At 37.4% G+C, this 24,374-nt stretch carries 20 protein-coding genes and 1 tRNA gene; 15 read left to right on the plus strand and 6 right to left on the minus strand.

Annotation, left to right across the window (positions count from 1 at the left end; genetic code table 11):
* The first annotated feature begins 69 nt into the window (after positions 1-69).
* The 7 genes from radC (at position 70) to NZD88_RS16055 (ending at position 8,114) form a co-directional block, all read left to right on the plus strand.
* Entirely contained in the window at positions 70-747 is a 678-nt protein-coding gene (gene radC, locus NZD88_RS16025) for a RadC family protein (protein ID WP_169234243.1), read from the plus strand.
* Positions 744-1,655: a hypothetical protein gene (locus NZD88_RS16030; RefSeq protein ID WP_259830461.1), complete on the plus strand. Its 912-nt coding sequence runs from the start codon at positions 744-746 to the stop codon at positions 1,653-1,655. The genes radC and NZD88_RS16030 overlap by 4 nt, the downstream gene beginning before the upstream one ends.
* Positions 1,656-1,747: 92 nt before the next feature.
* Positions 1,748-2,680, plus strand: a complete 933-nt coding sequence (locus NZD88_RS16035; protein WP_259830463.1) for a phytanoyl-CoA dioxygenase family protein — start codon at positions 1,748-1,750, stop codon at positions 2,678-2,680.
* Between the two features lie 100 nt (positions 2,681-2,780).
* Positions 2,781-3,947, plus strand: a complete 1,167-nt coding sequence (locus NZD88_RS16040) for a hypothetical protein (RefSeq protein ID WP_259830464.1) — start codon at positions 2,781-2,783, stop codon at positions 3,945-3,947.
* Between the two features lie 24 nt (positions 3,948-3,971).
* Positions 3,972-4,484: a DUF7935 family protein gene (locus NZD88_RS16045; protein WP_259830465.1), complete on the plus strand. Its 513-nt coding sequence runs from the start codon at positions 3,972-3,974 to the stop codon at positions 4,482-4,484.
* Positions 4,485-4,501: 17 nt separating this feature from the next.
* On the plus strand, positions 4,502-5,113 hold the full coding sequence (locus NZD88_RS16050) for an inorganic pyrophosphatase (RefSeq protein WP_076510188.1): 612 nt from the start codon (positions 4,502-4,504) through the stop codon (positions 5,111-5,113).
* A 265-nt stretch (positions 5,114-5,378) separates the two neighbouring features.
* Positions 5,379-8,114: a sodium-translocating pyrophosphatase gene (locus NZD88_RS16055; protein WP_259830466.1), complete on the plus strand. Its 2,736-nt coding sequence runs from the start codon at positions 5,379-5,381 to the stop codon at positions 8,112-8,114.
* A gap of 136 nt (positions 8,115-8,250) precedes the next feature.
* Here NZD88_RS16055 and NZD88_RS16060 read toward each other — a convergent pair whose 3' ends face one another.
* Positions 8,251-9,390, minus strand: coding sequence for an aminotransferase class I/II-fold pyridoxal phosphate-dependent enzyme (locus NZD88_RS16060; protein WP_259830468.1), 1,140 nt, complete (start codon positions 9,388-9,390; stop codon positions 8,251-8,253).
* 123 nt (positions 9,391-9,513) lie between these two features.
* Entirely contained in the window at positions 9,514-10,326 is an 813-nt protein-coding gene (locus NZD88_RS16065; RefSeq protein WP_259830469.1) for a PhzF family phenazine biosynthesis protein, read from the minus strand.
* Positions 10,327-10,557: 231 nt separating this feature from the next.
* Here NZD88_RS16065 and NZD88_RS16070 point away from each other — a divergent pair, with 231 nt between their 5' ends.
* The 5 genes from NZD88_RS16070 (at position 10,558) to NZD88_RS16090 (ending at position 14,686) form a co-directional block, all read left to right on the plus strand.
* On the plus strand, positions 10,558-11,601 hold the full coding sequence (locus NZD88_RS16070; protein WP_259830471.1) for a M28 family metallopeptidase: 1,044 nt from the start codon (positions 10,558-10,560) through the stop codon (positions 11,599-11,601).
* A gap of 263 nt (positions 11,602-11,864) precedes the next feature.
* Positions 11,865-12,350, plus strand: coding sequence for a GNAT family N-acetyltransferase (locus tag NZD88_RS16075; RefSeq protein WP_259830473.1), 486 nt, complete (start codon positions 11,865-11,867; stop codon positions 12,348-12,350).
* On the plus strand, positions 12,307-12,669 hold the full coding sequence (locus NZD88_RS16080; protein WP_259830475.1) for a VOC family protein: 363 nt from the start codon (positions 12,307-12,309) through the stop codon (positions 12,667-12,669). The genes NZD88_RS16075 and NZD88_RS16080 overlap by 44 nt, the downstream gene beginning before the upstream one ends.
* Positions 12,626-13,180 (plus strand): endonuclease V, encoded by a 555-nt coding sequence (locus tag NZD88_RS16085; RefSeq protein ID WP_341483025.1) that lies wholly within the window; start codon positions 12,626-12,628, stop codon positions 13,178-13,180. The genes NZD88_RS16080 and NZD88_RS16085 overlap by 44 nt, the downstream gene beginning before the upstream one ends.
* Before the next feature lie 207 nt (positions 13,181-13,387).
* Entirely contained in the window at positions 13,388-14,686 is a 1,299-nt protein-coding gene (locus NZD88_RS16090) for a T9SS type A sorting domain-containing protein (protein WP_259830477.1), read from the plus strand.
* Between the two features lie 93 nt (positions 14,687-14,779).
* Here NZD88_RS16090 and NZD88_RS16095 read toward each other — a convergent pair whose 3' ends face one another.
* On the minus strand, positions 14,780-18,124 hold the full coding sequence (locus NZD88_RS16095; RefSeq protein ID WP_259830478.1) for a DEAD/DEAH box helicase: 3,345 nt from the start codon (positions 18,122-18,124) through the stop codon (positions 14,780-14,782).
* 240 nt (positions 18,125-18,364) lie between these two features.
* On the opposite strand from NZD88_RS16095, the gene NZD88_RS16100 reads away from it, so the two are divergent.
* The 3 genes from NZD88_RS16100 to NZD88_RS16110 all read left to right on the plus strand — a co-directional run bounded on the left by NZD88_RS16100 (position 18,365) and on the right by NZD88_RS16110 (position 21,423).
* Positions 18,365-19,423, plus strand: coding sequence for a 3-oxoacyl-ACP synthase III family protein (locus NZD88_RS16100; RefSeq protein ID WP_259830479.1), 1,059 nt, complete (start codon positions 18,365-18,367; stop codon positions 19,421-19,423).
* Between the two features lie 208 nt (positions 19,424-19,631).
* On the plus strand, positions 19,632-20,429 hold the full coding sequence (locus NZD88_RS16105) for an SDR family oxidoreductase (RefSeq protein ID WP_259830480.1): 798 nt from the start codon (positions 19,632-19,634) through the stop codon (positions 20,427-20,429).
* Between the two features lie 79 nt (positions 20,430-20,508).
* Complete coding sequence (locus tag NZD88_RS16110; protein ID WP_259830481.1) at positions 20,509-21,423, plus strand: helix-turn-helix domain-containing protein; 915 nt, start codon at positions 20,509-20,511, stop codon at positions 21,421-21,423.
* Positions 21,424-21,502: 79 nt separating this feature from the next.
* Here NZD88_RS16110 and NZD88_RS16115 read toward each other — a convergent pair.
* The 3 genes from NZD88_RS16115 to NZD88_RS16125 all read right to left on the minus strand — a co-directional run bounded on the left by NZD88_RS16115 (position 21,503) and on the right by NZD88_RS16125 (position 24,330).
* A tRNA-Arg gene (locus NZD88_RS16115) sits at positions 21,503-21,574 on the minus strand.
* A gap of 164 nt (positions 21,575-21,738) precedes the next feature.
* Positions 21,739-23,175, minus strand: a complete 1,437-nt coding sequence (locus tag NZD88_RS16120) for a S41 family peptidase (protein ID WP_259830483.1) — start codon at positions 23,173-23,175, stop codon at positions 21,739-21,741.
* Between the two features lie 384 nt (positions 23,176-23,559).
* Entirely contained in the window at positions 23,560-24,330 is a 771-nt protein-coding gene (locus NZD88_RS16125) for a S9 family peptidase (protein WP_259830485.1), read from the minus strand.
* Between the last annotated feature and the right edge of the window lie 44 nt (positions 24,331-24,374).

The following is a 24,374-nucleotide window of genomic DNA, read 5'->3' on the forward strand; positions in this document are numbered from 1 at the left end:
AATGATTTAAAGGCTATAATTTGTAACTTCATCTCTAATCTCTAATCTCTAATCTCTAATCTCTAAAAGATGACCATAAAATTACTTGCTAAAGACGACAGACCCCGGGAGAAATTTTTACAGAAAGGTAAAAGTTCGCTTTCTGATTCTGAACTTTTAGCGATTATTATGGGAAGCGGAAGCAGGGATGAGAGTGCATTGGAACTGGCGAGAAAAATTCTATCATCGGTAAATAACAGTTGGCACCAGCTGAGTCTTCTTTCCAGTAAAGAACTGATGAAATTCAAAGGAATAGGGGAAGTAAAAGCACTTTCCATTATTGCAGCATTAGAAATAGGAAAAAGAAGAGCGGTTCAGGAAATTCCTGACAAGCCGGTGATTTCCAACAGTAAGGATGCCTATTTTATCCTTAAAAACCAATTATCAGACTTAAGAACTGAAGAATTTTGGGCTTTATTTCTGAATCAGAGCAATAAAGTTGTTCATACTTCACAGCTGACCCAAGGGGGAATAAGCCAGTCGATTGTAGATGTGAGGGTTTTGTTTAAAACTGCTCTGGATCACTTCTCTACAGGAATTATTATTGCCCACAATCATCCGTCAGGAAGTTTAAAACCCAGTAAAGAAGATATTAGCATTACCCAAAAAATAAAAGAAGCCGGAAAAACATTAAGCATCCAGCTTTTAGACCATATTATTATCACACAGGATACGTATTTTAGTTTCTCAGATGAAGGATTATTATGATTAGAAGAGTGAAATATAAAGAGATTGATTTTAAAAAATATACTGATTGTCTCGAAAATTCAGAGCAGAGAAAATACTCAGCATCGAAAGATTACTTAGATGTGACGACCAACAAACTGTGGGAGATTTTAGTTTATAATAACTATGAGGCTGTCATGCCTGTTCCTTTTGTCCTCAAAAATGGAATCAAAATAGTACATAATCCATTAATGTGCCAGCAACTCGGGATTTTTTCGGCCAAAGATGATAGGAAAATCAATGAAAAGTTTTTGCATTTTCTTCAAAAGAATTATCTCATAAAAGTTTATTATTTTAACGAAACCAATACTTTTGATTCAAAATTAGATACAAAGAAAAATTTCCTTTTATATCCTGGTAATTACACTGAAGTTTTTGCTAAATATTCGCCCAAAAGAAAGAGAAAATTGCGATTGGATGATGAAGTAGTACAAAATTCAGAGATCAAAGAGATCAGTTATCCGGAAGCGAAAAAATTTATAGAGGCTCATGTGGTAGGGCTGGATAAGGAAAATGATTCAGTCGCTTTACTGAATACCCTTGAAGCGTTTTATTCATTAAAACATTTAAAATTTCTGGCTTTTTACTATCACCATGAGATCACGAATATGATCGCTACCTATTCAGACTATGATACGATTGCTCTTTTAGGAACTTTTAATAACAAGAAATACATTAAAATGGCTGGAGCATCTACCTTAATAGACCAAGTGATCAAAGAAAATATAGAGCACTGTATTTTTGACTTTGAAGGAGGAAATCTTCCCAGTATTGAAGAATTCTTCCGCGGCTTCAGACCGGAATTGAAACCTTATTCCGTGATAGAGAATTCACAGAAAACTCTTGTCAGGAATTTTGCTTCATTAATGATGAGAGGGAAGTTTTTTTAGGATTATTATCATGTATTAATGGTTATTTAGAATGGTTTTAATTAGATATTATTTGTTACCTTTATCAAGTATTTACAACTAATAATTCAGCTATGCTTAAGCAGATCCGTTACTATAAACTGCCCTATGTCATTTATAATTTTTTTAATAAGAAAAAATTACAGCATAATATTTCCTTATACAAGAAATACGGCATCAATAAAAGTTATTTTTCCAGCATTTCCAGTGCAGATTTTGCCCATCTTCCAGCTGCAGAAAGAACGATTGTTCAGGAAAAACTGATCAACACTGAATTTTTCAAAAATTTGTCTTCCGAAAATAAGGAAAGTGCCTTACAGTATGATGATAACGGATATATGATCTTAAGAAATTTCATTAGCACAAATGACGCAGACAGGATCAACACTGAAATTGAAAAACTGATGGAAAACGGCACGCTGAAATTTATTTACGGTGGAAAACTGATGTTTGCCATCCACCATTCTGAGATTATTAAAAATATTGGTAGTAATAAAAACCTGATGGACTTTCTGTCCGTACTTTTAGATGGTAAGGCCAAGCTTTTTCAGAGTATTAATTTTATCAACGGCAGTCAGCAAAAAACACACTCAGATAGTATTCATATGACGACCTATCCACTCGGAGGGCTTTTAGGAGTATGGATCGCGCTGGAGGATGTAGATGAAACCAATGGGGCACTGCATTATATTCCCAAAAGCCATAAACTTCCTTATTTCCTGAATTCTGATTATGAAAATGAAGGGGATGCTGTACGTCTTGGCAAAAAAAGCTATAAGGCTTATGAAGAATTTTTAGCAGATAAAGTCAATGAATTAGGGTTAAAAAAGGAAATTTTTAAAGCGAAAAAAGGAGATATGCTCATATGGCATGCCAATATTCTTCATGGTGGAGAGCCGCATACCGATAAGAACAGGACCAGAAAAAGCCTTGTGTATCACTTTTTTGACGAAAACAGCGTGTGCTATCATGAAGTAACACAGAGACCGGCTTTATTTGAATTATAATCTAATTTTTTTTCTAGAAAATAATAAAACAGTTGAATAATAACCGTTGAACGAATAGTTTTTTTACTTTTGCATTCTTAGTCAGAAAACAAAAATGTAAATGAAAAAAAACGGAAATATTCTTGTTTTTATTTTTTCAATCTATTTATGCCTCATGTCATACTATCTGTATACCCATCAGTATTACAATGTAGATCTGGAGGCTTATGCTGGACTTATTTACAAAGCAGAATATCCTGATATGAAAATAGAGGATATCCATAAAAAGGTATATACGGAATTAAAAGGAACCAACCCTAAGCTTTTCGGAATTACTCCTCAGGATGAAGAAATTGCAAAAGGAGAGAACACCTATTATAAAGTCCTTTCGGAAAATCCTAAAGCCTACGGAGAGGAACTGCAATTGTTTTCAGTAAAGCCTTTTTATAATTTTGTGAACTTGATGTTCTTTAAATTAGGTTTTAAAATGACAACCTCTGTATTTTTAACCTCTATACTTTCTTATGTGTTGATATTGATTGTCATATTTTGTTATCTGATTAGAATTCTAAGAAATTATCCTTTAGCATTTATCATAACCATCCTAATATCTTTGTTCAAACCGCTTTTGGAAGCCAGCAGACATGCCTCGGCCGACAGCCTATCCTGTTTATTGCTTTTGTTGAGCCTGTATGCTTTTACAGTGAGGAAGAGTCATCTTGCGGCTACGATTTTTGCGATGCTTTGTGTTTTAACAAGACCGGAATATTTTATTTTGTATTCCTTCCTTTATATTGTGGCTTATTTGTATAAAAATATGCTTCAGATCAAAGCGACGCATCTGTTTTTGTCTTATGGCTACATCTTTCTTTCCTTCTTTCTGATCCAATATTTTAACCAGATTTCCTGGTCTACTTTATTCATGAATCAGTTTACGAAAGTTCAGATTTACCCAATATCCAACCCGGATTCTTTTTATTTTCCGGATTATTTAAACTTTATCAAGAAGTCAATGCCATTGGAGTTTAACGGTTCGTATTTTCCGCTGTTGCTTATATTCATTGTCGTAATTATGGCGAATAAATTTTCATTGAGCAGTAAGAAAAGTTGGGCACAGTGTTTATTTTTCGGGGCTATCTATCTCTCCGTATTTCTAAGGTTCCTGGTTTTTCCAAGTTTGGCAAACAGGATGATGATCGGTTTTTATCTCATCATTATACTGTCTCTGATCTATATTCAGAATTCTAAGACCGATATATTTAAAAACTCTTTAGAAGCCGGAAAATAATTAGTAATTTTGCGGTCTAAAATTATGGCTAGTTTTTCAGGATATTTACCGTATGCTTTTGCATTGATTATCGCAATCCCTTTTCTGGTTTTGCTGAGACAATTTGTACATTCGTACATTACCCTTAAAAATCAGGAGATCAAGCTTCTTTCTGTAAAATCAAATGCTGAAAATAAAGCGCATTCCTATGAAAGGATGACACTTTTTTTAGAGAGGATAAAACCATCAAACATGATCCAGAAATTTGATAAAGATCTGGCAGTGCATGAGTTCATATTTCTGACTGAAAAGACCATTAATGATGAGTTTGAATACAATTCTTCACAGCAGCTGTATATTACAAAAGCTTCTTGGAAGAACATTGTAGACTCTAAGAATGCTTTGATAGATTTACTTCACAAAACCTATGACGGACTGAATGGAAATGCAGATCTTGAAGAATTCAAAACCATTTTCATCATGAACTATATGGAAAGCGATGATTATATTGCTGCCACAATAGAAGACCTTAGAAGAGAAATTTTAATTATAACTTAAAAAATAACAAATAAATAATGATTCCAAATTTTAAAGCACATCCATGGCATGGGGTTTCTGCAGGAGAAGATGCGCCAAATGTTGTAAACGTATTCGTGGAAATCGTTCCTTCAGATACAATTAAATATGAAGTAGATAAAGAAACAGGATTTTTAAAGGTAGACAGACCTCAGAAATTTTCTAATATTATTCCCGCTTTGTATGGGTTTGTTCCAAGAACATATTGTCACAATGAAGTCATGAAACTGGCTGTAGAAGCTGGAGCTGATGATGTAACGGAAGGAGATCATGACCCGCTTGATATTTGTGTATTAAGCTCTCACAATATTCATTCCGGAGGATTATTAATGGAAGCTATTCCAATCGGTGGATTCAAAATGATCGATGGAGGTGAAGCAGATGATAAAATCGTAGCAGTAATGATCGGTGACCATGCTTTCGGACATTTCAGAGATATTGCTGAGCTTCCTGAAGCAGAAGTTAAAAGATTGATGCACTATTTCTTAACGTACAAGAACTTACCGGATGAGCCTGCAAAATGCAGAATTCATGAGGTTTACGGAGCTGAGCACGCTAGAAAAGTGATCATCGCTTCTCAAAAAGATTACGCAGAAAAATTCGGAGGCTAGACAACAGCATTCCAAAATATAATAAAGGCAGATGAATTTTCATCTGCCTTTTTGTTTTCAAAATAGAAGGCTTCTGGATTATATCCTTGCCAGATTAGTAAATGCTGAAAAGATTAAGTAAATTAATGCTTTCATCATATATTCTGTTTTGTGATGTTCTTTAAATCTACGAAAATATATTATAAGGCAAGGTTTAATAAAACCATAGAATTTTTATTATATTTATAAAACTAATTACTATTTATTAATATAAAAATAATAAACTATGGATTTGTTCTATTTAATTCCGGTTTTTGGCGTTGTCGCCTTATTGTATACTTTCCTGCAGAGTAACTGGGTAAGTAAGCAGAATGCCGGAAATGAGAAAATGAAAATAATCAGCGGACATATCGCTGACGGTGCCATGGCCTTTCTAAAGGCTGAGTACAAGATTTTAACCTATTTCGTAGTGGTAGTTTCTATACTGCTTGCTGTGATGGGATCCAGTAATGCCAATTCTCACTGGAGTATTGGGGTTGCTTTTGCCGTTGGAGCCGTATTTTCTGCTCTCGCAGGTTTTATCGGAATGAAAATCGCTACCAAAGCCAATGTGAGAACCGCAGAAGCTGCAAGAACTTCACTTTCCAAAGCTTTGAAGGTTTCCTTTACCGGAGGTTCGGTGATGGGAATGGGAGTGGCCGGACTGGCAGTTCTGGGTTTAGGATCTCTTTTTCTGATCATTAAACAGATCTTTGCTCCGGAGGCAACAGTTGATTCGCATGAAATGGAAAAAACGATTGAAATTCTTACCGGATTTTCTCTGGGTGCAGAATCCATTGCGCTTTTTGCAAGAGTAGGTGGCGGTATCTACACAAAAGCTGCCGATGTAGGAGCGGACTTGGTAGGAAAAGTGGAAGCAGGCATTCCCGAAGATGATCCTAGAAACCCCGCTACGATTGCTGACAACGTAGGTGATAATGTAGGAGATGTGGCAGGTATGGGAGCCGATTTATTCGGTTCGTATGTCGCAACGGTATTGGCAACAATGGTTTTGGGTAGAGAAACAATGTCTGATGATTCGTTCGGAGGATTTGCACCTATTCTCCTTCCGATGCTTATTGCAGGAACAGGGATTATTTTCTCTATGGTTGGAACTTTATTTGTAAGAATCAATGATAATGAAGGTTCGTCTACTTCTAGTGTACAGAATGCCCTGAATCTGGGGAACTGGGGAAGTATCGTGATTACAGCTATATCCTCTTATTTTCTGGTGAACTATCTTCTTCCTGAAAAAATGACGCTCAGAGGTCACGAGTTTACTAAAATGGGGGTTTTTGGAGCTATAATGGTGGGACTTGTCGTAGGAACCTTGATGAGTATCATCACAGAATATTATACCGCGATGGGTAAAAGACCCGTTGCCAGTATTGTAAGACAGTCTTCTACAGGACATGCAACAAATATTATCGGTGGTCTGGCTGTAGGAATGGAATCTACATTGCTTCCGATCCTGGTACTGGCAGGCGGTATCTACGGATCTTATTTATGTGCCGGATTGTACGGAGTAGCCATTGCAGCAGCCGGAATGATGGCAACCACCGCCATGCAGCTTGCCATTGATGCTTTTGGGCCGATTGCAGATAATGCTGGAGGAATTGCTGAAATGAGTGAACTTCCAAAAGAAGTCCGTGAAAAAACAGATATCCTGGATGCTGTAGGAAACACCACAGCAGCCAGTGGGAAAGGATTTGCGATTGCTTCTGCAGCATTGACGGCGCTTGCCTTATTTGCAGCCTTTGTAGGCATTGCTGGCATAGACGGTATTGATATCTACAGAGCCGATGTTCTGGCAGGATTGTTCGTAGGAGGAATGATACCGTTCATATTCTCATCCCTTGCGATTACAGCAGTAGGGCAGGCAGCGATGGCTATGGTAGAAGAGGTAAGAAGACAGTTCCGTGAAATTCCGGGGATCCTGGAAGGAAAAGCCCAGCCTGAATACGAAAAATGTGTAGCGATCTCCACAGATGCATCCATCAGAAAAATGATGCTTCCGGGAGCGATTACCATTATTTCACCAATTTTAGTCGGTTTTATTTTCGGACCTGAAGTTTTGGGTGGATTTTTGGCTGGTGCTACCGTATGTGGCGTTCTGATGGGAATGTTCCAGAATAATGCCGGAGGTGCCTGGGATAATGCTAAAAAGTCATTTGAAAAAGGTGTTGATATTAATGGTCAGACGTATTACAAAGGTTCAGAACCTCATAAAGCTTCCGTTACGGGAGATACAGTAGGAGATCCGTTTAAAGATACTTCAGGACCATCAATGAATATCCTGATCAAGTTGATGTCTATTGTTTCATTGGTGATTGCACCAACATTGGCAGTGATACATAAAGATAAAATTGAAGCCAATAGAAAGGCTAAACTAGAAAGTCTGACAAAAGCGTATAATGCCAGTTCATCCACAGCATATGCAGGGATTCAGGCAACACCTGTGTCTCCAAAAGAGGTTAAAGGACAACTTAATGAAAACGGAGATTTTGTCTATGAGACCGGAACCATCCAGGAAATAAAACTGAAAGGAGGAAAAACCATTACCTTGGGAGAAGGAAGCAGACTATTTCAATTGTATAATGCGGTGAATCAGAAAGATAAAACTGTCGTAGATCCTAATAACTGGTACACATTAGAAAATCTTTATTTTCAAACGGGATCAAGCGACCTGAAAGCCGGCTCAGAATTACAGCTGAATAATCTTGCCGAAATTCTAAATGCCTATCCTGATTTGAAAATAAAATTGGGTGGGTATACTGATAATACCGGAAATGAAGAAAGCAATCAGAAATTATCAAATCTAAGAGCTCAGACGGCAAAACTGAAACTTCTGGAATTGGGAATTTCATCAGACAGGGTAGAAGCGGAAGGCTATGGCTCGCAGCATCCTGTTTGTGAAGCAAATGATACCGATGAGTGTAAAGCCAAAAACAGAAGAATTGATGTAAGAGTACTTGCTCTTTAAAATCAAATCAACCTATATCCAAAGCACCGCCTCAGGCGGTGCTTTTTTTATGAATATCAAAACTTTGTCAATCAAATAAAGGTAGATATAGATAATCTGTGAAATCTAAGGAGTAAAAACAGAATGCTTTTTATGCTTAAAGATTTTTTTGCAGATGTTCCAGAGCATGGATGATCAATTCATCTTTTTTAGCAAAACTGAATCGTACATAATCTGAGTTCTGGCGTGAATTATAAAATGCAGAAAGAGGCAGGCAAGCTGTTTTTTTCTCTACCGTCAGCCATTTTGCAAACTCTACATCCGTCATTGTTTTAGAAACATTTCTGAAATTAACGATTTGAAACACGCTTCCTTCGGCTTTTCTTGTGGCTTCCAATGGCGTGGATGCAATCATTTCGTTAAATATATTCCTTTTGTGCTGCATTATGGCCCTGTTTTCGGATGAATCAAATACTTCCAGATATCTGGCAAGGGCATACTGAGCGGGAGCACTGGCGCTGTAAGAAATATACTGCTGATGGCATCTGAATTTTGCGGTCAGATCTTCAGAAGCCAGCAGATAACTGACTTTCCAGCCGGATGTATGGAACATTTTTCCAAAAGAGAAAATACAGAACGTCCTGTTTTTCAGCTCAGGATGGAGAAAAGAACTGTAATGTTCAAGTCCGTCATAGCAATAGGTATCGTAAATTTCCTCTGAAAGCAGATAAATTTCCTGATGCTTTATCAATTCATACAGCTGATTCCAGTCACTTTGTTTCAGAATTGTACCCGTGGGATTTTGCGGGGAATTCACAATGACTGCTTTTGTTTTTTCAGAAATACAGCCTTTAAATTTTTCCCAGTTGATGGTAAAATCATGTTCAAGATCATAATAGACAGGAGTGCCACCGTTTAATACAACAGAAGGTCCGTAAGTATAATAGGAGGGTTGAATAATAATTACTTCATCTCCCTGATTTAAAATACATTTAAGGGCGGTATATAAAGCAAAAGTTGCACATGGAATGATGGTGACCTCATTTTCCTTAAGCGCAATGCTGTTGGCTCTTGCCGCATTGTAGGTAATAATATTTTTTATCAACAAAGGATTTCCTGCAAGCGGCTCATATTGATGACACTGATGATCTGCAGCTTCTTTTAAAAATACTTTAAGACGGCTGTCAATCTCAAAATCGGGGAGTCCCAGAGAAAGATCAAAACTATTATGTTTTGTGGCAAGTTCAGACATTTCCGTGAAAAAAGAATAATGTGTAAATCCGTAAATTTTTTCCATCTATTTTGCAATTGTATCAAATATAAGGAAAATAAGTATTCATTAAATCTGATAAATTATAGATTGCAAAGTGTTATCTTTAAATGTATTCTGATATACTTTCTCATTAAAAAAATTGAGGAACTATACATCAATATGTATTTCTCCTTTTAAAAAAATAACTGCATTGCTTTTGATTATTGTTTTTTTATCTTTCAATTCAACCTCCATACTTCCCGTACGTGAAGAACTTTGAAAAGCTTTCAGAATTGTTTTATTAAGTTTTAATGCCCAGTATCTGCATAAAAAACTCTGTACACCACCGGTTGCAGGATCTTCATCTGAACCTGACCAGGGCCAGAAATAGCGGTATTCAAAATCATAACCAGGCTTTGATGAAAGGGAAGTAACAAGAACCCCACTAAAGGAACTTTTGATACTTCTTAAGACATTAAAATCAGGAGTCAGACGCTGCAATTCATCACTGCTTTCTATTTCTGCCATCAGGATATTATGTTCCTTGTTATATTCACAGTTAATAATATCCTTAATGCCGATAGCGGTTTTTATTTCTTCAGAAAGAACTGCTTTTTCAGTTTCATGCACCGGGAAAAACATTTCAATGTGCGAAAGTCTTTTAAATACTTCAAGAACTTGCCCAAAATGAGTGTGAAAAATAACCTTGTTCAGCTCAGGAAATTCGTTAAACAAAGCTTTTGCTGATGCTAAAGTAGCATGTCCACATAAAGGAATTTCAGTAACAGGAGAAAAGTAACGTATTGAGTAGACATCGGTTTGTTGATGGACGACAAAGGCTGTTTCCGAAAAGCCAAATTCCTTTGCCATATTAATCATATTATTTTCACTGATTGGATGTTCCAGAATGCAGACCCCTGCCTGATTTCCTTTAAATAAGGTATCTGTAAATGCATCCACGATAAATGACTTGATCCTCATAACTTTTAACATTTAAACCTACAAAGTAAGCTTAATTAGAAATTGAAACTGATTTGTTTATTCTATGATTGCAATTTGTATTTTTATGTTAATAAGTTCTTTCAAAATGACTTATCGAGATCAGATAATTTTAAAATTGCAATGTTTTTTATATTGTGATTTCATAGGAATAACGTTACCAGAGCATCCATATTCAATAAAATTTGCTATTTTTAAGCAAATTATTATCATATGAAAAAAATGCTTATTCCGTTGTTGGGTCTGGCTGTAGTGGTCAGTTGCGGAACAACGAAAACTTCCGAAGGAGCTTCAGCTCAGTCGTCATCTGTGGCAAATGCTGACAAAGCATTTCTGTCTGCATATAAGACGATTAAGGCTGATGAATTAAAGAAAAACTTATATGTTATCGCTTCCGACGAAATGGAAGGAAGAGATACTGGAAGTCCGGGGCAAAAGAAAGCGGGTGAGTATATGATTAATTATTATAAAAACTTAGGAATTACTCCTCCAAAGGCATTAGGATCCTATTACCAGAAGGTTCCTGCTGAATTTATGAAAAAAAGAGGCGGCGGAAATCTTCCTGATTCTGAAAATATACTTGCTTTCATTGAAGGAAGTGAAAAGCCTGAAGAAATAGTAGTGGTTTCTGCACATTACGACCACGTAGGAACTAAAAATGGAGTAGTGTACAACGGAGCTGATGATGACGGAAGCGGAACTGTAGCGGTTATGCAGATCGCAAAAGCCTTTCAGGAAGCTAAAAAGGCTGGAAAAGGACCAAAAAGATCCATTCTCTTCCTTCATGTAACAGGAGAGGAGCATGGTCTGTTTGGGTCCGAATACTACACCAGCAACCCCATATTTCCGCTTGCGAATACAGTAGTTGACCTGAATATTGATATGATTGGCCGTGATGATGTTGAAAACAGAGGAAAACAGTACGTTTATGTGATCGGTTCTGAAATGCTGAGCTCACAACTGAAGGTAATCAATGAAGCTGCCAATAAGAAAACGAACAATTTGGAATTGAACTATAAATATGATGATCCGGCAGATCCGGAGCAGCTGTATTACCGTTCAGATCATTATAACTTTGCTAAAAACAATGTTCCGGTAGCCTTTTTCTTCGATGGTATTCATGAAGATTATCACAAGCCGACAGATGATCCTGAGAAAATAGATTATCCGTTATTGGAGAAAAGAACACAGCTTGTTTTCGCAACAGCCTGGGAGATTGCCAACAGGACGGAAAGAATTGTAGTAGACAAGAAATAATTTAGGGTGTTGGATCATCGTAAAAGTGCAAATAAATTACTTTAGATAATGAGTGTTAATGTTTTTAAAATCAATTGTTTTCAATAAGTTTTAGCAGTATGCCGATTTATCGAAGGTAAAATTCTTGCGCCTTAAAAGCATCAGATAAATTAAAAATTGCGCCTTTGCGTTGACCAATATACACGATATTCAATAAAAACGGGCTTTAGCCCGTTTTTATAAAAAAAAATAAAAAAACCATACGGCTTTAGCCCAATATATCAATGAACATCATGATCCGTGAAGCCAGACCAGAAGACATTCCACAAATCCAGGTCGTAAGAAACTCAGTGAAAGAAAATATGCTTTCCGATCCTGCACTGGTAACCGATGAAGACTGTGAAGAATTCCTGTTTGAAAGAGGAAAAGGCTGGGTATGCGAAATAGAATCCCAAATTGTAGGTTTCTCCATTGTAGACCTGAAAGAAAACAATATCTGGGCACTTTTTTTACATCCTGACTTTGAAAAACTCGGGATTGGAAGGAAACTTCACGACATCATGCTCGACTGGTACTTTGAACAAACCCAAGAAGATGTCTGGCTGGGAACTGCACCAGGAACAAGAGCAGCAACGTTCTATCAAAAATCCGGATGGCAGGAAACAGGAACCCATGGAAAAGAGATCAGGTTTGAAATGACATTTAATAACTGGAAAAAAGACAATCGTGAAACAAGGGGTAAAATCTATCAGACCGTTTATTGGAGCTGAAAATTTTGAGATAAGCAGAAGTTTTTATAAAGACCTGGGATTCGAGGAAGTGATTTTGGAACCCAAATTATCGCTGTTTAAAAGACAGGAAACCGGTTTTTATCTTCAGGATTATTATGCTAAAGATTGGGTTGACAATACCATGATCTTTATGGAGGTTGACAATACAGATGATTTCTGGAAAGAACTTCAGACTTTACATCTTCCCGAAAAATATGAAGGCGTGAGACTTACGCCCGTAAGAACCATGGAGTGGGGAAAAGAATGCTTTGTACATGATCCGTCTGGAATTTTATGGCATTTTGGTGAATTTTTTTAATGAAGAAGGACATATGATTTACGCTTTTGATACTTATTATGAGGATTATGCGAACACTGTTTGCATTGCATTTGAAGACTGGACTTCCGAAAAAGAATCTGAAATTTTTATTGAAAAAACAGACATCACCTCCGACTATGAGAGTGGTGCATTCTATAAAAGGGAATTACCTTGCATTTTGAGTTTACTGAAGAAGATCGAACTAAAAGAAGGAGATCTTATTATAGTAGATGGCTATGTTACCCTTGACAACGACGGGAAAATGGGACTTGGAGGCTATTTGTACGAAGCTTTGGACAACAAATATCCAGTCATCGGGATTGCAAAGAACGAATTTGCATCACCCGACTCCCAAAGAAGAAGTGTTTTGAGAGGTGAAAGCAAAACTCCGCTGTTTCTTACAGCAAAAGGCGCAGAGGCTGATGAAATACTTCCTAAAATAGAGCAAATGTCCGGCTCTTATCGCATGCCAGCTCTTCTCAAAAAGCTGGATCAACTCTCCAGAACATAATCATTTTCATAAAATTAGATATAATTTCAATGGTGTTGGTCATTACACTTTGATAGCAGAAGTTTCAATTAGCATATTATCAATGTATTAGCGTTAATTATTTGCATGGGTTTTAAATTATTCCGCAAAAGGTGACAAATATCATTCGTTTCTTATTTTTATTAATTCTAAATAAATATAAATTTGTCTCAAGAAAATAAGGAATAAATGAAGAAATTATCTACTCTATCTGCTGTGGTATTCTATATGATGATGAATGCACAGTATTGTACTCCGGCATTTCAATATGGAGCCGACAGCAACATGATTACCAATGTTAGTTTTGGGACCATCAATAATACATCATCTTCTCAGTCCGGAAGCGCACAGGTATATGAAGATTTTACTTCCATGTCTACAGACCTTCAGGCAGGAAATACGTATCAGATCTCTGTAAAAGGACCATCAAGTACTTTTCCAAGTGATGTTGTTGTATTTATTGATTTTAACAGAAACGGGAATTTTGATGATGTAGGAGAAAGCTTCAATATCGGAAGGCTGGGAGCAGCTAATCCTTTCAATGCTATGACAATAACCGGTACTATTCTGGTTCCATCTAATGCTGCATCCGGTACCACTAGAATGAGAGTGCTTAAAAATACGAATACCGCCGCTTATTCTGATCCCAATGCTGCAAATTCAATCAATACAGCTTGTGATACGGGTTTAAGGGCAGGACAGACAGAAGATTATACCGTTAATATGGCAGGGAGTAATGTGGTTTTTCCTTCTCCATACTGCGGAGCTGAGAATGTAACAACCCTGACTGTAAGTGAAATTACAAAGGTAGAATTTGTAGGGATTTCCAGAGAAAGCCACATAGACGGAAACTCAGACGTGATTGAGAACTTTACAGGTACTGTTTTCAATGTGAACAGAGGAAGCTCTTACCCCATAACCATTACAGGAGGAACTCAGGGGCAGACGACCATCTCGGCTTATGCTTACATAGATCTTAATCATAATAATGTATTTGACGCGAATGAAGTATTTAATCTGGGCTACTTAGATAATTCTGACCCAATTCCCGGCAAACAGTCCGGAGTAACGTCCGGAACGATCGACATTCCTGCTGATGCCCTGCTTGGACAGACCCGTTTCAGAATTGTAAAAGCTTATGAATCCAGCTCATGGATGGGAACACTGCAAAATCTTCCGTGTCCTTCCGGATGGTTCATCGGACAGGTTGAAGATTATACTTTAAACATAAAGGCATCAAATCTGGCGACATCGGAAGTAGCAAAGAAATCGTCTGCCAAAATATATCCTAATCCTACATCAGGTTCTTTAACAGTGAAAACTGAGGCTGGATTGGAGAAATACGAAATTTACAATCTGGCAGGTCAAAAGCTGACAGAAGGCACATCTGACGTAATCAATATGGAAAGTCTTACCTCAGGAACTTATCTGATTAAGATCTACACCAGAGATAAAAAAAGCATCACCGAAAAGATCATCAAAAAATAAGAACACTTATCTAATCATATCCATATCAATTTTTGTTTTTTTAGACCGGCAGACTTTATCTGTCGGTTTTCTTTTTTTGGAGGAATAAGCTTTCTATAACGGTTTGGATTCCAGGAGGCCCAGCAAATCATGTTTTGACAATTTCTGGATACCAGTTCCTTCAGTCTGGAGCAGGTTTTGAGCCAATTCGCTTTTCTTTTTCTGAAGACTTAGAATCTTCTCTTCCACCGTATTCGAGCAGATCAGCCGTACAGCGATCACATTTTTAGTCTGTCCGATACGGTAGCTTCGGTCGATCGCCTGATTTTCTGCTGCAGGATTCCACCATGGATCTACCAGGTAAATATAATCTGCCTGGGTAAGATTAAGGCCCACACCACCGGCTTTTAAACTGATCAGAAATACCCTGACCTCTTCATTCTCCTGGAAATTATTAACGGCTTTACCTCTGTTTTTGGTTTGCCCGGTAAGGTATTCAAAAGGAATCTTTTTACGTTCAAGTTCAGCTTTAAGTAAATCCAGCATCTCTACAAATTGTGAGAAGACTAGGATTTTATGATCCTTCGATTTACTTTGTATCTGTTCCATCAATATTTCTATTTTCACGGCATGCTCATTGGAGTATCCTTCTTTTAAAAGTACTGGAGAATTACAGATCTGTCGGAGCCTGGTAAGTCCCGTCAGAACATGCATGCTGTTTTTATTCAGATCATCGTCATCATTGGCGGCAATAAATTCACGAAGTTCCTTTTCGTAAGCGTCATAAATCTTACGCTGCTCAGCATCCATTTCACAATAAATTACCATTTCTGTTTTTTCAGGAAGCTCTTTGGCAACTTGTTTCTTGGTTCTGCGAAGAATAAAAGGCTTTATTTTCTGCTGAAGTTCCTGTGCCCGTTTTCCATATTCAAATTTATCAATAGGAACCGCATAGATGTCTTTAAAATACTGTTTACTTCCCAAAAGTCCTGGACACGCAAAAGAAAGCTGGCTGTAAAGGTCGAACGTATTATTTTCAATAGGAGTTCCGGTAAGAACGATCCTGTTTCTCGACTGTAACAGACGAGCTGCTTTATATCTCTCTGAATTTGGGTTTTTAATGGTCTGCGATTCATCAAGGAAAACATAATTGAAGCGGAAATCTTTCAGAAAACGAATATCCGAAAGCAACATTCCGTAGCTGGTAAGCACGATTTCATACTCGGACAAATGCTCTGAGGCTTTTAGTCTGTCTGCTCCATAATGTGTCATCACCTTTACCGAAGGCGCAAATTTGCTGATTTCTTCTTGCCAGTTGAAGAGAAGGGAAGTAGGAACCACAACGAGATTGGTCGTATGTCCCCGTTTCTCCCTCTGAGACAGGATGAATGCAATGACTTGAAGCGTTTTTCCAAGTCCCATATCATCGGCCAGACAACCTCCAAAATTGAAACCATCCAAAAAGTCGAGCCAGTTCAGTCCGTCATGCTGATAATCCCTTAATACTGCATTTAATCCTTTAGGAACAGCTATTTGAGGAATATCTTTAACAGATGAGAACTGAAGCGAGTAGGAAGAAAGTTCCTGCTGCATTTCCTCACTTAAAACTTCTTTCTCAAACAGAGTGGAGACTTCCGTAAAATTGATCTTCGGAATTTTAAGGTTTTCAGCATCGATTTCCCCAATCCGGAAAAACTCATTCATTCTGTTGATCCATTCCTCCGGAAGAACACCAAGTGTACCATCATCAAGCTGTACAAACTTGCTTCTGTTGCGGATAGCACGGTGAAGCTGTTTTAAAGCAGCATCTTTCTGCCCAAAACTAACCTTAAGTTTAGCATTGAACCAGTCCAGTCCGCTGGTGATCTGAATATTGATTTTGGCCTGGTGTCCGTTAAGTTTATTGTTTTTGAGTTCGTTGAATCCCAGTATGATCACGCCTTCACTCCTCCAGGTTTCAAAAGCGTGCAAAAACCAATCCTCATCCAGAAACTTATCTTTGTGCAGATAAAAATAATCATAACCGTCCATCTGTGCTTCAAAATCCGGGTGCTGTTTCATAAGGAGAGACGTAAAACGGGCTTCTTCAGCATCACTTCGGCCAATTTTAAACACATTGCCATTCTGATCTGTACCGAAAAGCTGTTTTCTGGAATATACGGCAACTTCTGCCTGACCATACTTCATGACCGGAGTTATAGCAATATAATTTCCCTGCTGGCGAAGATAAATGATCCTTTCATTCCTGTGTTTTTTTTCTTCAAGCTGTACTGGAGTTGCTGTCTGTATATAGCTATAATTAATATGGATACGTTGTTCAAGTGAAGCGAGTACATTCTGCATAAATGCTTCGTATTTTGAGGAGTGGACGAGCAGGATCTCATTGTTGGCTTTAAAAAATTTAATGATCCTCAGCATATCCGGATCATCTACAAAACTGAAGGTATTCCGGCTGTAGACAAAATATTCATTCCTGATCATGACATTTTTAAACGGAATGGAAATATCATTGAACTCCAATTCACCTGTCACTTCATAAAAAGGATCTTTTTTGAATACAGAAAGCTGTATTTCTGCCTGTAAAACTTCAAGATGTACAGAGACCAGAGATTTTGCCGAAACGGTTTCCGACAGTTCCCGGTCATGATAATACGTTTCCAGGCCAAGCGGATTTTGTACGATAAGTTTTAAAGCCTCAAGTTCTGCCGGATTGTAATCTTCATTATAATTGTTCTGAAAAGCAGAGACAGCAGTGTAGAATTTAATATGTTGGGGTTCTTCGGCTTTCCAGATCAGCTGCATAGCATCAACGGGATTCACAGGATTCTTGATCTTTCCGCTCTGTGTGGTTTCAGATTCCATCAGCGAAAAGTTCAGATGACTGTAGTAACGATGTCTACCAATCACCAGTATCTTTCTTTTACCGTTTTCCTGTAAAGCCAGTTCCTCGATCACTGAAGAGCGTTGGGGAAGCAGATGTTGTTTAAAAACATCCTCATCTATTGGCAACATCTCTTTGATCTTAGGACGCACTTCAACTTTTCCTTCGGTGTATTCCAGCTCGAAATAAGCATCCAGATCAGGTTCATTTTCTAAGCCATAACTTTTAGCTTTAGTCATAAACAGCTTCTTGCGAAGAAAAGGATCAAAAAAAGTCCTGAAATTTTTATCTTCCAGAATACAGTGGATAATTTCTGTCTGATGCGCACAAAGTTTATCCTTGGGGCTGCTGCAGCTACAGGTACTTACTATAGAACTACCTATCTGGCTTATCGAAACATCTGGAAAATCCTTTAATGGAGAGGTCTTGGTGAAAATTGCATGATTATTTTCAATGACAGTAGGGTGTATTTCATGAAAATCTCTGATCTCCAGAAATGCACTCCCTGAGGTGTGTTTCAGAAGATCATAAACAGAAAGCGTAGTGATGCTTTTATTTTCAAGAATATATGCTGCCATAAGCACGCGAATTTACGAAAAAGCATGACAAAAATAGAAGGTATTGAGGATGAAGTGAAAAACCAATGATAGAGGTCGGTTCAACAGATATTAAAGGCTTATTCTATGCTTTGAATACCAATATAAATATTCAATTCTATTTTATCATACGATTAATAGATATTTTATCGTTATTATTGTACAATATTTGAATTCATGAAAAACACGAAATGAATTTAAGAAGATTATAATTTTTTTTTAATGACAAGCAAGATTATAGGGGTCGGCAATTATATCCCGCCGGAAACAATTACAAATTTATTTTTTGACCAGCATCATTTTATTAATAAAAACGGAGAGTCATTAAAGGAAGCGAATGATATTATTGCCAGAAAACTCAAGGAAATTACCGGCATCGAAGAAAGAAGGTATGCATCTGAACATCAGGTGACCTCTGATCTGGGACTGATCGCAGCACAGAGAGCGATAGAAAATTCTAAAATAGATCCTGAAACATTGGATTATATCATATTTGCGCACAATTTTGGAGACGTTCGATTTGGTACCGTCCAGTCGGATAGTGTTCCAAGTCTTGCCTCAAGAGTAAAACATCTGCTAAAGATCAAAAATAATTTCTGTGTGGCCTACGATGTCCTGTTTGGATGTCCCGGCTGGATTGAAGGGATTATACAGGCCAATGCCTTCATTAAATCCGGTATTGCAAAACGTTGTCTGGTTATTGGTGCAGAAACACTTTCCAGGGTTGTTGATGCTCATGACAGAGACAGTATGATCTACGCCGATGGAGCAGGAGCAGCCATTCTGGAAGCCAGCGAAGATAACAGTGGAATACAATCTCACTTATCTGCCTCATATACTTTAAATGAAAAAGACTTCCTGTTTTTTGGAAAGTCATACAATAACGAAAGCTGTCCTGATACCAAATACATCAAGATGGATGGTCGTAAGATCTATGAATTTGCCCTGGTTAATGTAGCGGATGCCATGAAGAAATGTATGGATGCCAGCGGATATTCTATAGATCAGTTGGATAAAATTATTATTCATCAGGCTAATGAAAAAATGGATGAGGCTATCGTAAAACGCTTTTATCAGCTTTACGACCTTCCCATGCCGGAAAACATTATGCCCATGGTGATTTCTAAATTAGGAAACAGCAGTGTAGCTACCATTCCGACTTTGCTTACCATGATCTTAAATGGAGAACTTCCTTCCCACGAAATAAAAGAAGGCAATGTTGTTTTGTTTGCCTCTGTTGGAGCAGGGATGAATATCAACTCATTTGTTTATAAATTTTAACTTATTATATCAGACAGGGAAGTAGTGATGTAAATCATCATGCTGTCCCATCTCTTATTTGAAAAAGGCTCAGATTTTTATGATCTGAGCCTTTTTTATTGGTCTTTCATTTATTCAAATCCGTTTTGGCTACACGTTAATCCAATTTGGCAACTCCAACCTTTATTCTAATGCTGACCTTTGTCCTGTTAATTTAATACAGAACAAAATGAAAACAATTTTTATAACAGGTGCTTCAACAGGATTAGGAAAAGCGGCTGCCCAATTATTCCAAAGCAGAGGATGGAACGTTATTGCAACCATGAGAAACCCGGAAGCAGATACGGAACTTAGCGGTTTGGACAATATAACCGTGCTTCCACTAGATGTTACCAACCTTGAACAGATCAAATCAACGGTTAACAAAGCTCTTGAACTGGGTACTGTAGACGTAGTATTCAATAATGCAGGATACGGTCTTATCGGACCTTTGGAAGCTTTGTCAGATGAGCAGATCTTAAAACAGCTTGACACCAATCTTTTAGGAGTAATTCGAGTGACACAGACATTCATTCCCTATTTCAGAGAGAGAAAAAGCGGAATGTTTATTTCTACCACATCAATAGGTGGACTGATTGCATTTCCTTTAGGGTCTACCTATCATGCCACCAAATGGGCACTGGAAGGTTGGAGCGAAAGTTTAGCTTTTGAACTGAACAAATTCGGAATTGATATCAAAACAGTGTCTCCGGGAGGAATTAAAACAGATTTTGTAAGCCGTTCATTAGATGCTGCAACAAGTCCCGCTTATGAAGAAATGACCAATTCTCTATTCTCCAAAATGGAAGGAATGATGGAAGCGGCTTCTGAACCCATACAGATTGCTGAAGTGGTTTATGAAGCTGCTACAGACGGTAAAAAACAATTGAGATATGTAGCAGGACAAGATGCCAAAGCATTATATGCACAACGTCTTGAGCTGGGAGATGAGCTTTTCAGAGAGCAGTTCGGAAAGCAGTTTATCTAAAGTACTTTAAATTTTGAGACGGCATAAGTAGGCTTTATTTATGCTGTCTTTTAAGCTAAATATTTAATACTTTTATATCATGGAAAAGAAAGACCATACCCCTTTGAAAATTTCGTCCATATCGGAACTTCACAATCTGCTGAAGCTCCCTAAACCACTTCATCCACTGGTGAGCTTAGTCGATAATACCAAAATGATTGTTAATAAAGAGTTGCTGAACAGAAGTTTTCATTTTAATTTCTATAAGATTTCCTATAAATTTTCTGAGCATGGAAAAATGGCGTACGGACAGGGATATTATGACTTTAATGAAGGAGGTATGATGTTTACGTCACCGGGACAGATCCTTTCTACCGATGTGGATGCAGAATACTGCGGCTATACTCTGCTGGTACATCCTGATTTAATACGGAGCTATCCTTTAGCTAAGAATATTAAGAAATTTGGTTTCTTTTCCTATGATACCAATGAAGCACTGCATTTGTCTGATCAGGAGAAAAGAATCATCATTGGATTGCTGGACAATATCAAAAATGAATTGAATACAGCTATTGATGAAGTCAGCCAGGATGTGATTGTTTCTTATATTGAGGTTCTGCTGAATTACAGCAACCGTTTTTATAAACGACAGTTTATCACAAGGAAAGCGGTGAATAGTGACCTGCTGTCCAAAATGGATATGGTTCTGGAAAACTATTTCAATAAACAGGAAACATTGAACAAAGGTCTTCCCACAGTAGAATTTCTGGCTTCTGAGCTTAATCTGTCTCCGCATTATCTAAGTGATATGCTTCGGAATCTTACCGGGCAGAATGCACAGCAGCACATTCATGAAAAACTCATTGAAAAGGCTAAAGAATATCTTACAGCAACCCGTTTTTCAGTATCTGAAGTAGCTTATGCATTAGGTTTTGAACATCCACAGTCTTTTAATAAACTGTTTAAAAAGAAAACCGATAAAACACCTTTAAGTTACAGAAAGTCATTTAATTAAATTCCCTGGTCTGAAAATGAAAGAGGAGTAGATTGTGGTGACCGCGTTTTAATTTTAATAATGATCCCACAATAGATTGTGACCTCACCAGGGATCGAACCTGGATCTAAAGTTTAGGAAACTTCTATTCTATCCGTTGAACTATGAGGCCTTTGACAGGAATAAAATTACTAATTAATTGAAATAAAAAAGACTTTGCTGATGCAAAGTCTTTTCCTTCTATAACCAATCTGACTATTTCTGGTTTAGTCTTTCATTATTTTAACTTTTTCAGAACGCTCATCTTTAAAATAAATCTGATGAAATAGAAAGCTATTATTCCTTAATCCATTGGGTGGCCGCAGCCACTTCAGCATCAGTATTGGCTTTTTCTGAAGGTGCTACAGAGATATCAGGCTGGATTTTTTCTTTATATTCTTTTCCTGTTCTGTCCATTTCATAAGAAACGGCTAAAAGTAAATTTCTTCCGTCGCTCAGCTTAAAACCTCTGTTAGCACTTGTATATCCTGCCGAAGGCTGTCCGAATGTTTTTACATTATCTTTTCCAATAAAGGAAATCGCTGTGGCTTCACCGCTGCTTGCAGTCCGGGAACCCATTAAAACGGCAATTTTTGCTTTAGGGTTTTGAAGCACATACGGGTTGAGAACAATGATGGCACCGCAGGTTCCATTGGCGTATTTCCATGGTGTTTTTTTCTTGCTGTCTACAAAATAGCCCAATACACCTTCACCAGTCAGTGGGCCCAGACCTGCAATCATTGGGTGCATATTGCCTCCCATATTCGTTCTGAGGTCTACGATCCAGCCTTTAATAGGGTAGTCTGTATCCAGTTTTCTGATCATGCTCTGAATCTTTCCTGCAAATGAACTTCCCATTTCCTTATTTAGAGATGAAAATGGCGGAACCATTACGTAACCGATATTTTGATCCAGCAATTGGGATTCAGGTTCTATCGCTGTGGGATTTGAGGTGCTTTTCTTATCAAAACTTTCTTTGGAATCTATAAAAGAATGATTGTCTCCGGCTTGTTTCAGATTCTTCATGATGTATTGGATTGCCAGAGCTGTATCATCTACAGTTTCCATGCCTTTTGAAATGATTTGCAGATGATTTTCAAGGGACGACCAGTTTATTTTATCTTTAAAAATTGAGTTTTTCTTAATGATATTTTTAAATTCATCAATATAGGTTAAAGCCTCTTTAGAAGCTATTTTTTCTGAAAAAGGAACTTCTGAAACTGAAAAATCATCAAACCATACCTTGCCATTACCTGATAAAAAGCCTCCAAAAAGAAAATTCTTTGCGTTGTCATCTACTACAAATTCTAAAGAATATTCTTTCCAGTCTTTGTTGGCTGTTATTTTATGATTCTGTGTCTCAGAATTTCCCTGATCGATCGTGATTTTTTCTCCATTTTTTACATACGCATACAATGCAATACTCCCCGTAATGTTTTCAGAACGAACATAACCACTGAGGCGTACTTTTCTAAATCCACTTCCCTGAATAGGAAGCATCTGTGAAAAAGTCTGCATACTGGCCGATGCATCTGCTGTATTTGAGATTTGGAGAGAATTTTTCCCAGAATATTTAACGACGTCATCTGTTTTCACCAGATAAAGATCATTGGGTTCAATTTTCCATGCTGAAGGAAGGCTGTTTTCAGTCTGTTCGAAATCAGGGTTTTGTAATTGGGCCTGTGTCCAAATTCCTGTTGTCAGAACAGCAATGCTCAATATGATTTTTTTCATTGGTTAATTTGCGACTAAAAATATAAAAGTCACTGTAAATACAATAGCTTGTTATGAAACTTTAACGCGACTCAACCCAAAATAGGATATTGAATATAGAGTACCTATATCATTATTAATAAAAGAATCCGCTCTTTAGGAGCGGATCCAGTAGATAAAAACATCTCATTTTTTTAATTAGACAACAATAAAAAGCACAGCCGACAATGCTGTGCTTAAATTTTTATTTCAAATTTAATTGCAATTTCAAAGCTGAAAAAAGCAAAAAATGATTTCATTTCAGTTGTATTACATAGTAAATGTAGCACTATTTTTAATACGAAACATGAATTTAATGTTAAAATTCACAAGTTATCCACATTTTATTGTGGATAAGTATGTAAGTTACTGTTCTTCAATGTACTTTAGTATCGTGTTTTTCAATGTAGCCTTCTCTTCATCACTGCCTTTGTCATCCATATGCCCGTGGTTGATTTGGGTGGGCAGTATAGTAATATGATATTTTTTCTGCTCTTCAGAGGATGGGAGAACGCCTTCATCAGCGGGATAATCATTAGACCGGAGGGTGTATACTTTTGGAAGTGAGGTTCTGGGAAGATACATCCTCCGGTTGTCCATGGCAATTATTTTATACACAAGAGATGGATGTTTATTGGCGAACAAGGCGGTCATATCTCCGCCGTTGGAATGGCCTATGAGCGTCAGGTGTTTATAGTCAAGATCCGGTCTGCTTTTTTTAAGTTCATTCAGAACAAATAAAATATTTTCTGCACCCCGTTCCCAGAAAGGCATTCTCACAATTTGTGGTTTTCCTTCCATAGGAATCAGTTCATCCGTTGGAAGCTCATGCTGGATGCTTACCGTGAAATATCCTTTTGAAGCGAGCATTTGGGTTAAATATGAGTAGACAAAATAATCACCTCCTTTATTGGCTCCGTAGCCATGACTGAAAATAACGACCTGTTGTCCGGAAATTTTCTGATTGGTTTTCGGGCTGTAGAATGCAACCGGAATTTTACGGTTTCGGCTTTGGTCAAAAAAAGTCAGTGTGTCCAGTTTGACTTCGAACGTTTTGTCTGAACTGATGTTCTTCCTGGACGTGCAGTTAGAGAGTGATAAAATAATGAAAGAAGTGAAGAGGATTTTATAGCTCATGTTTTTCATGTTAAAAGGATAGAGAAGTATTCAGATAATGGTAA

This window comes from Chryseobacterium pyrolae (assembly GCF_025153485.1).
Taxonomy (GTDB): Bacteria; Bacteroidota; Bacteroidia; order Flavobacteriales; family Weeksellaceae; genus Chryseobacterium; species Chryseobacterium antibioticum.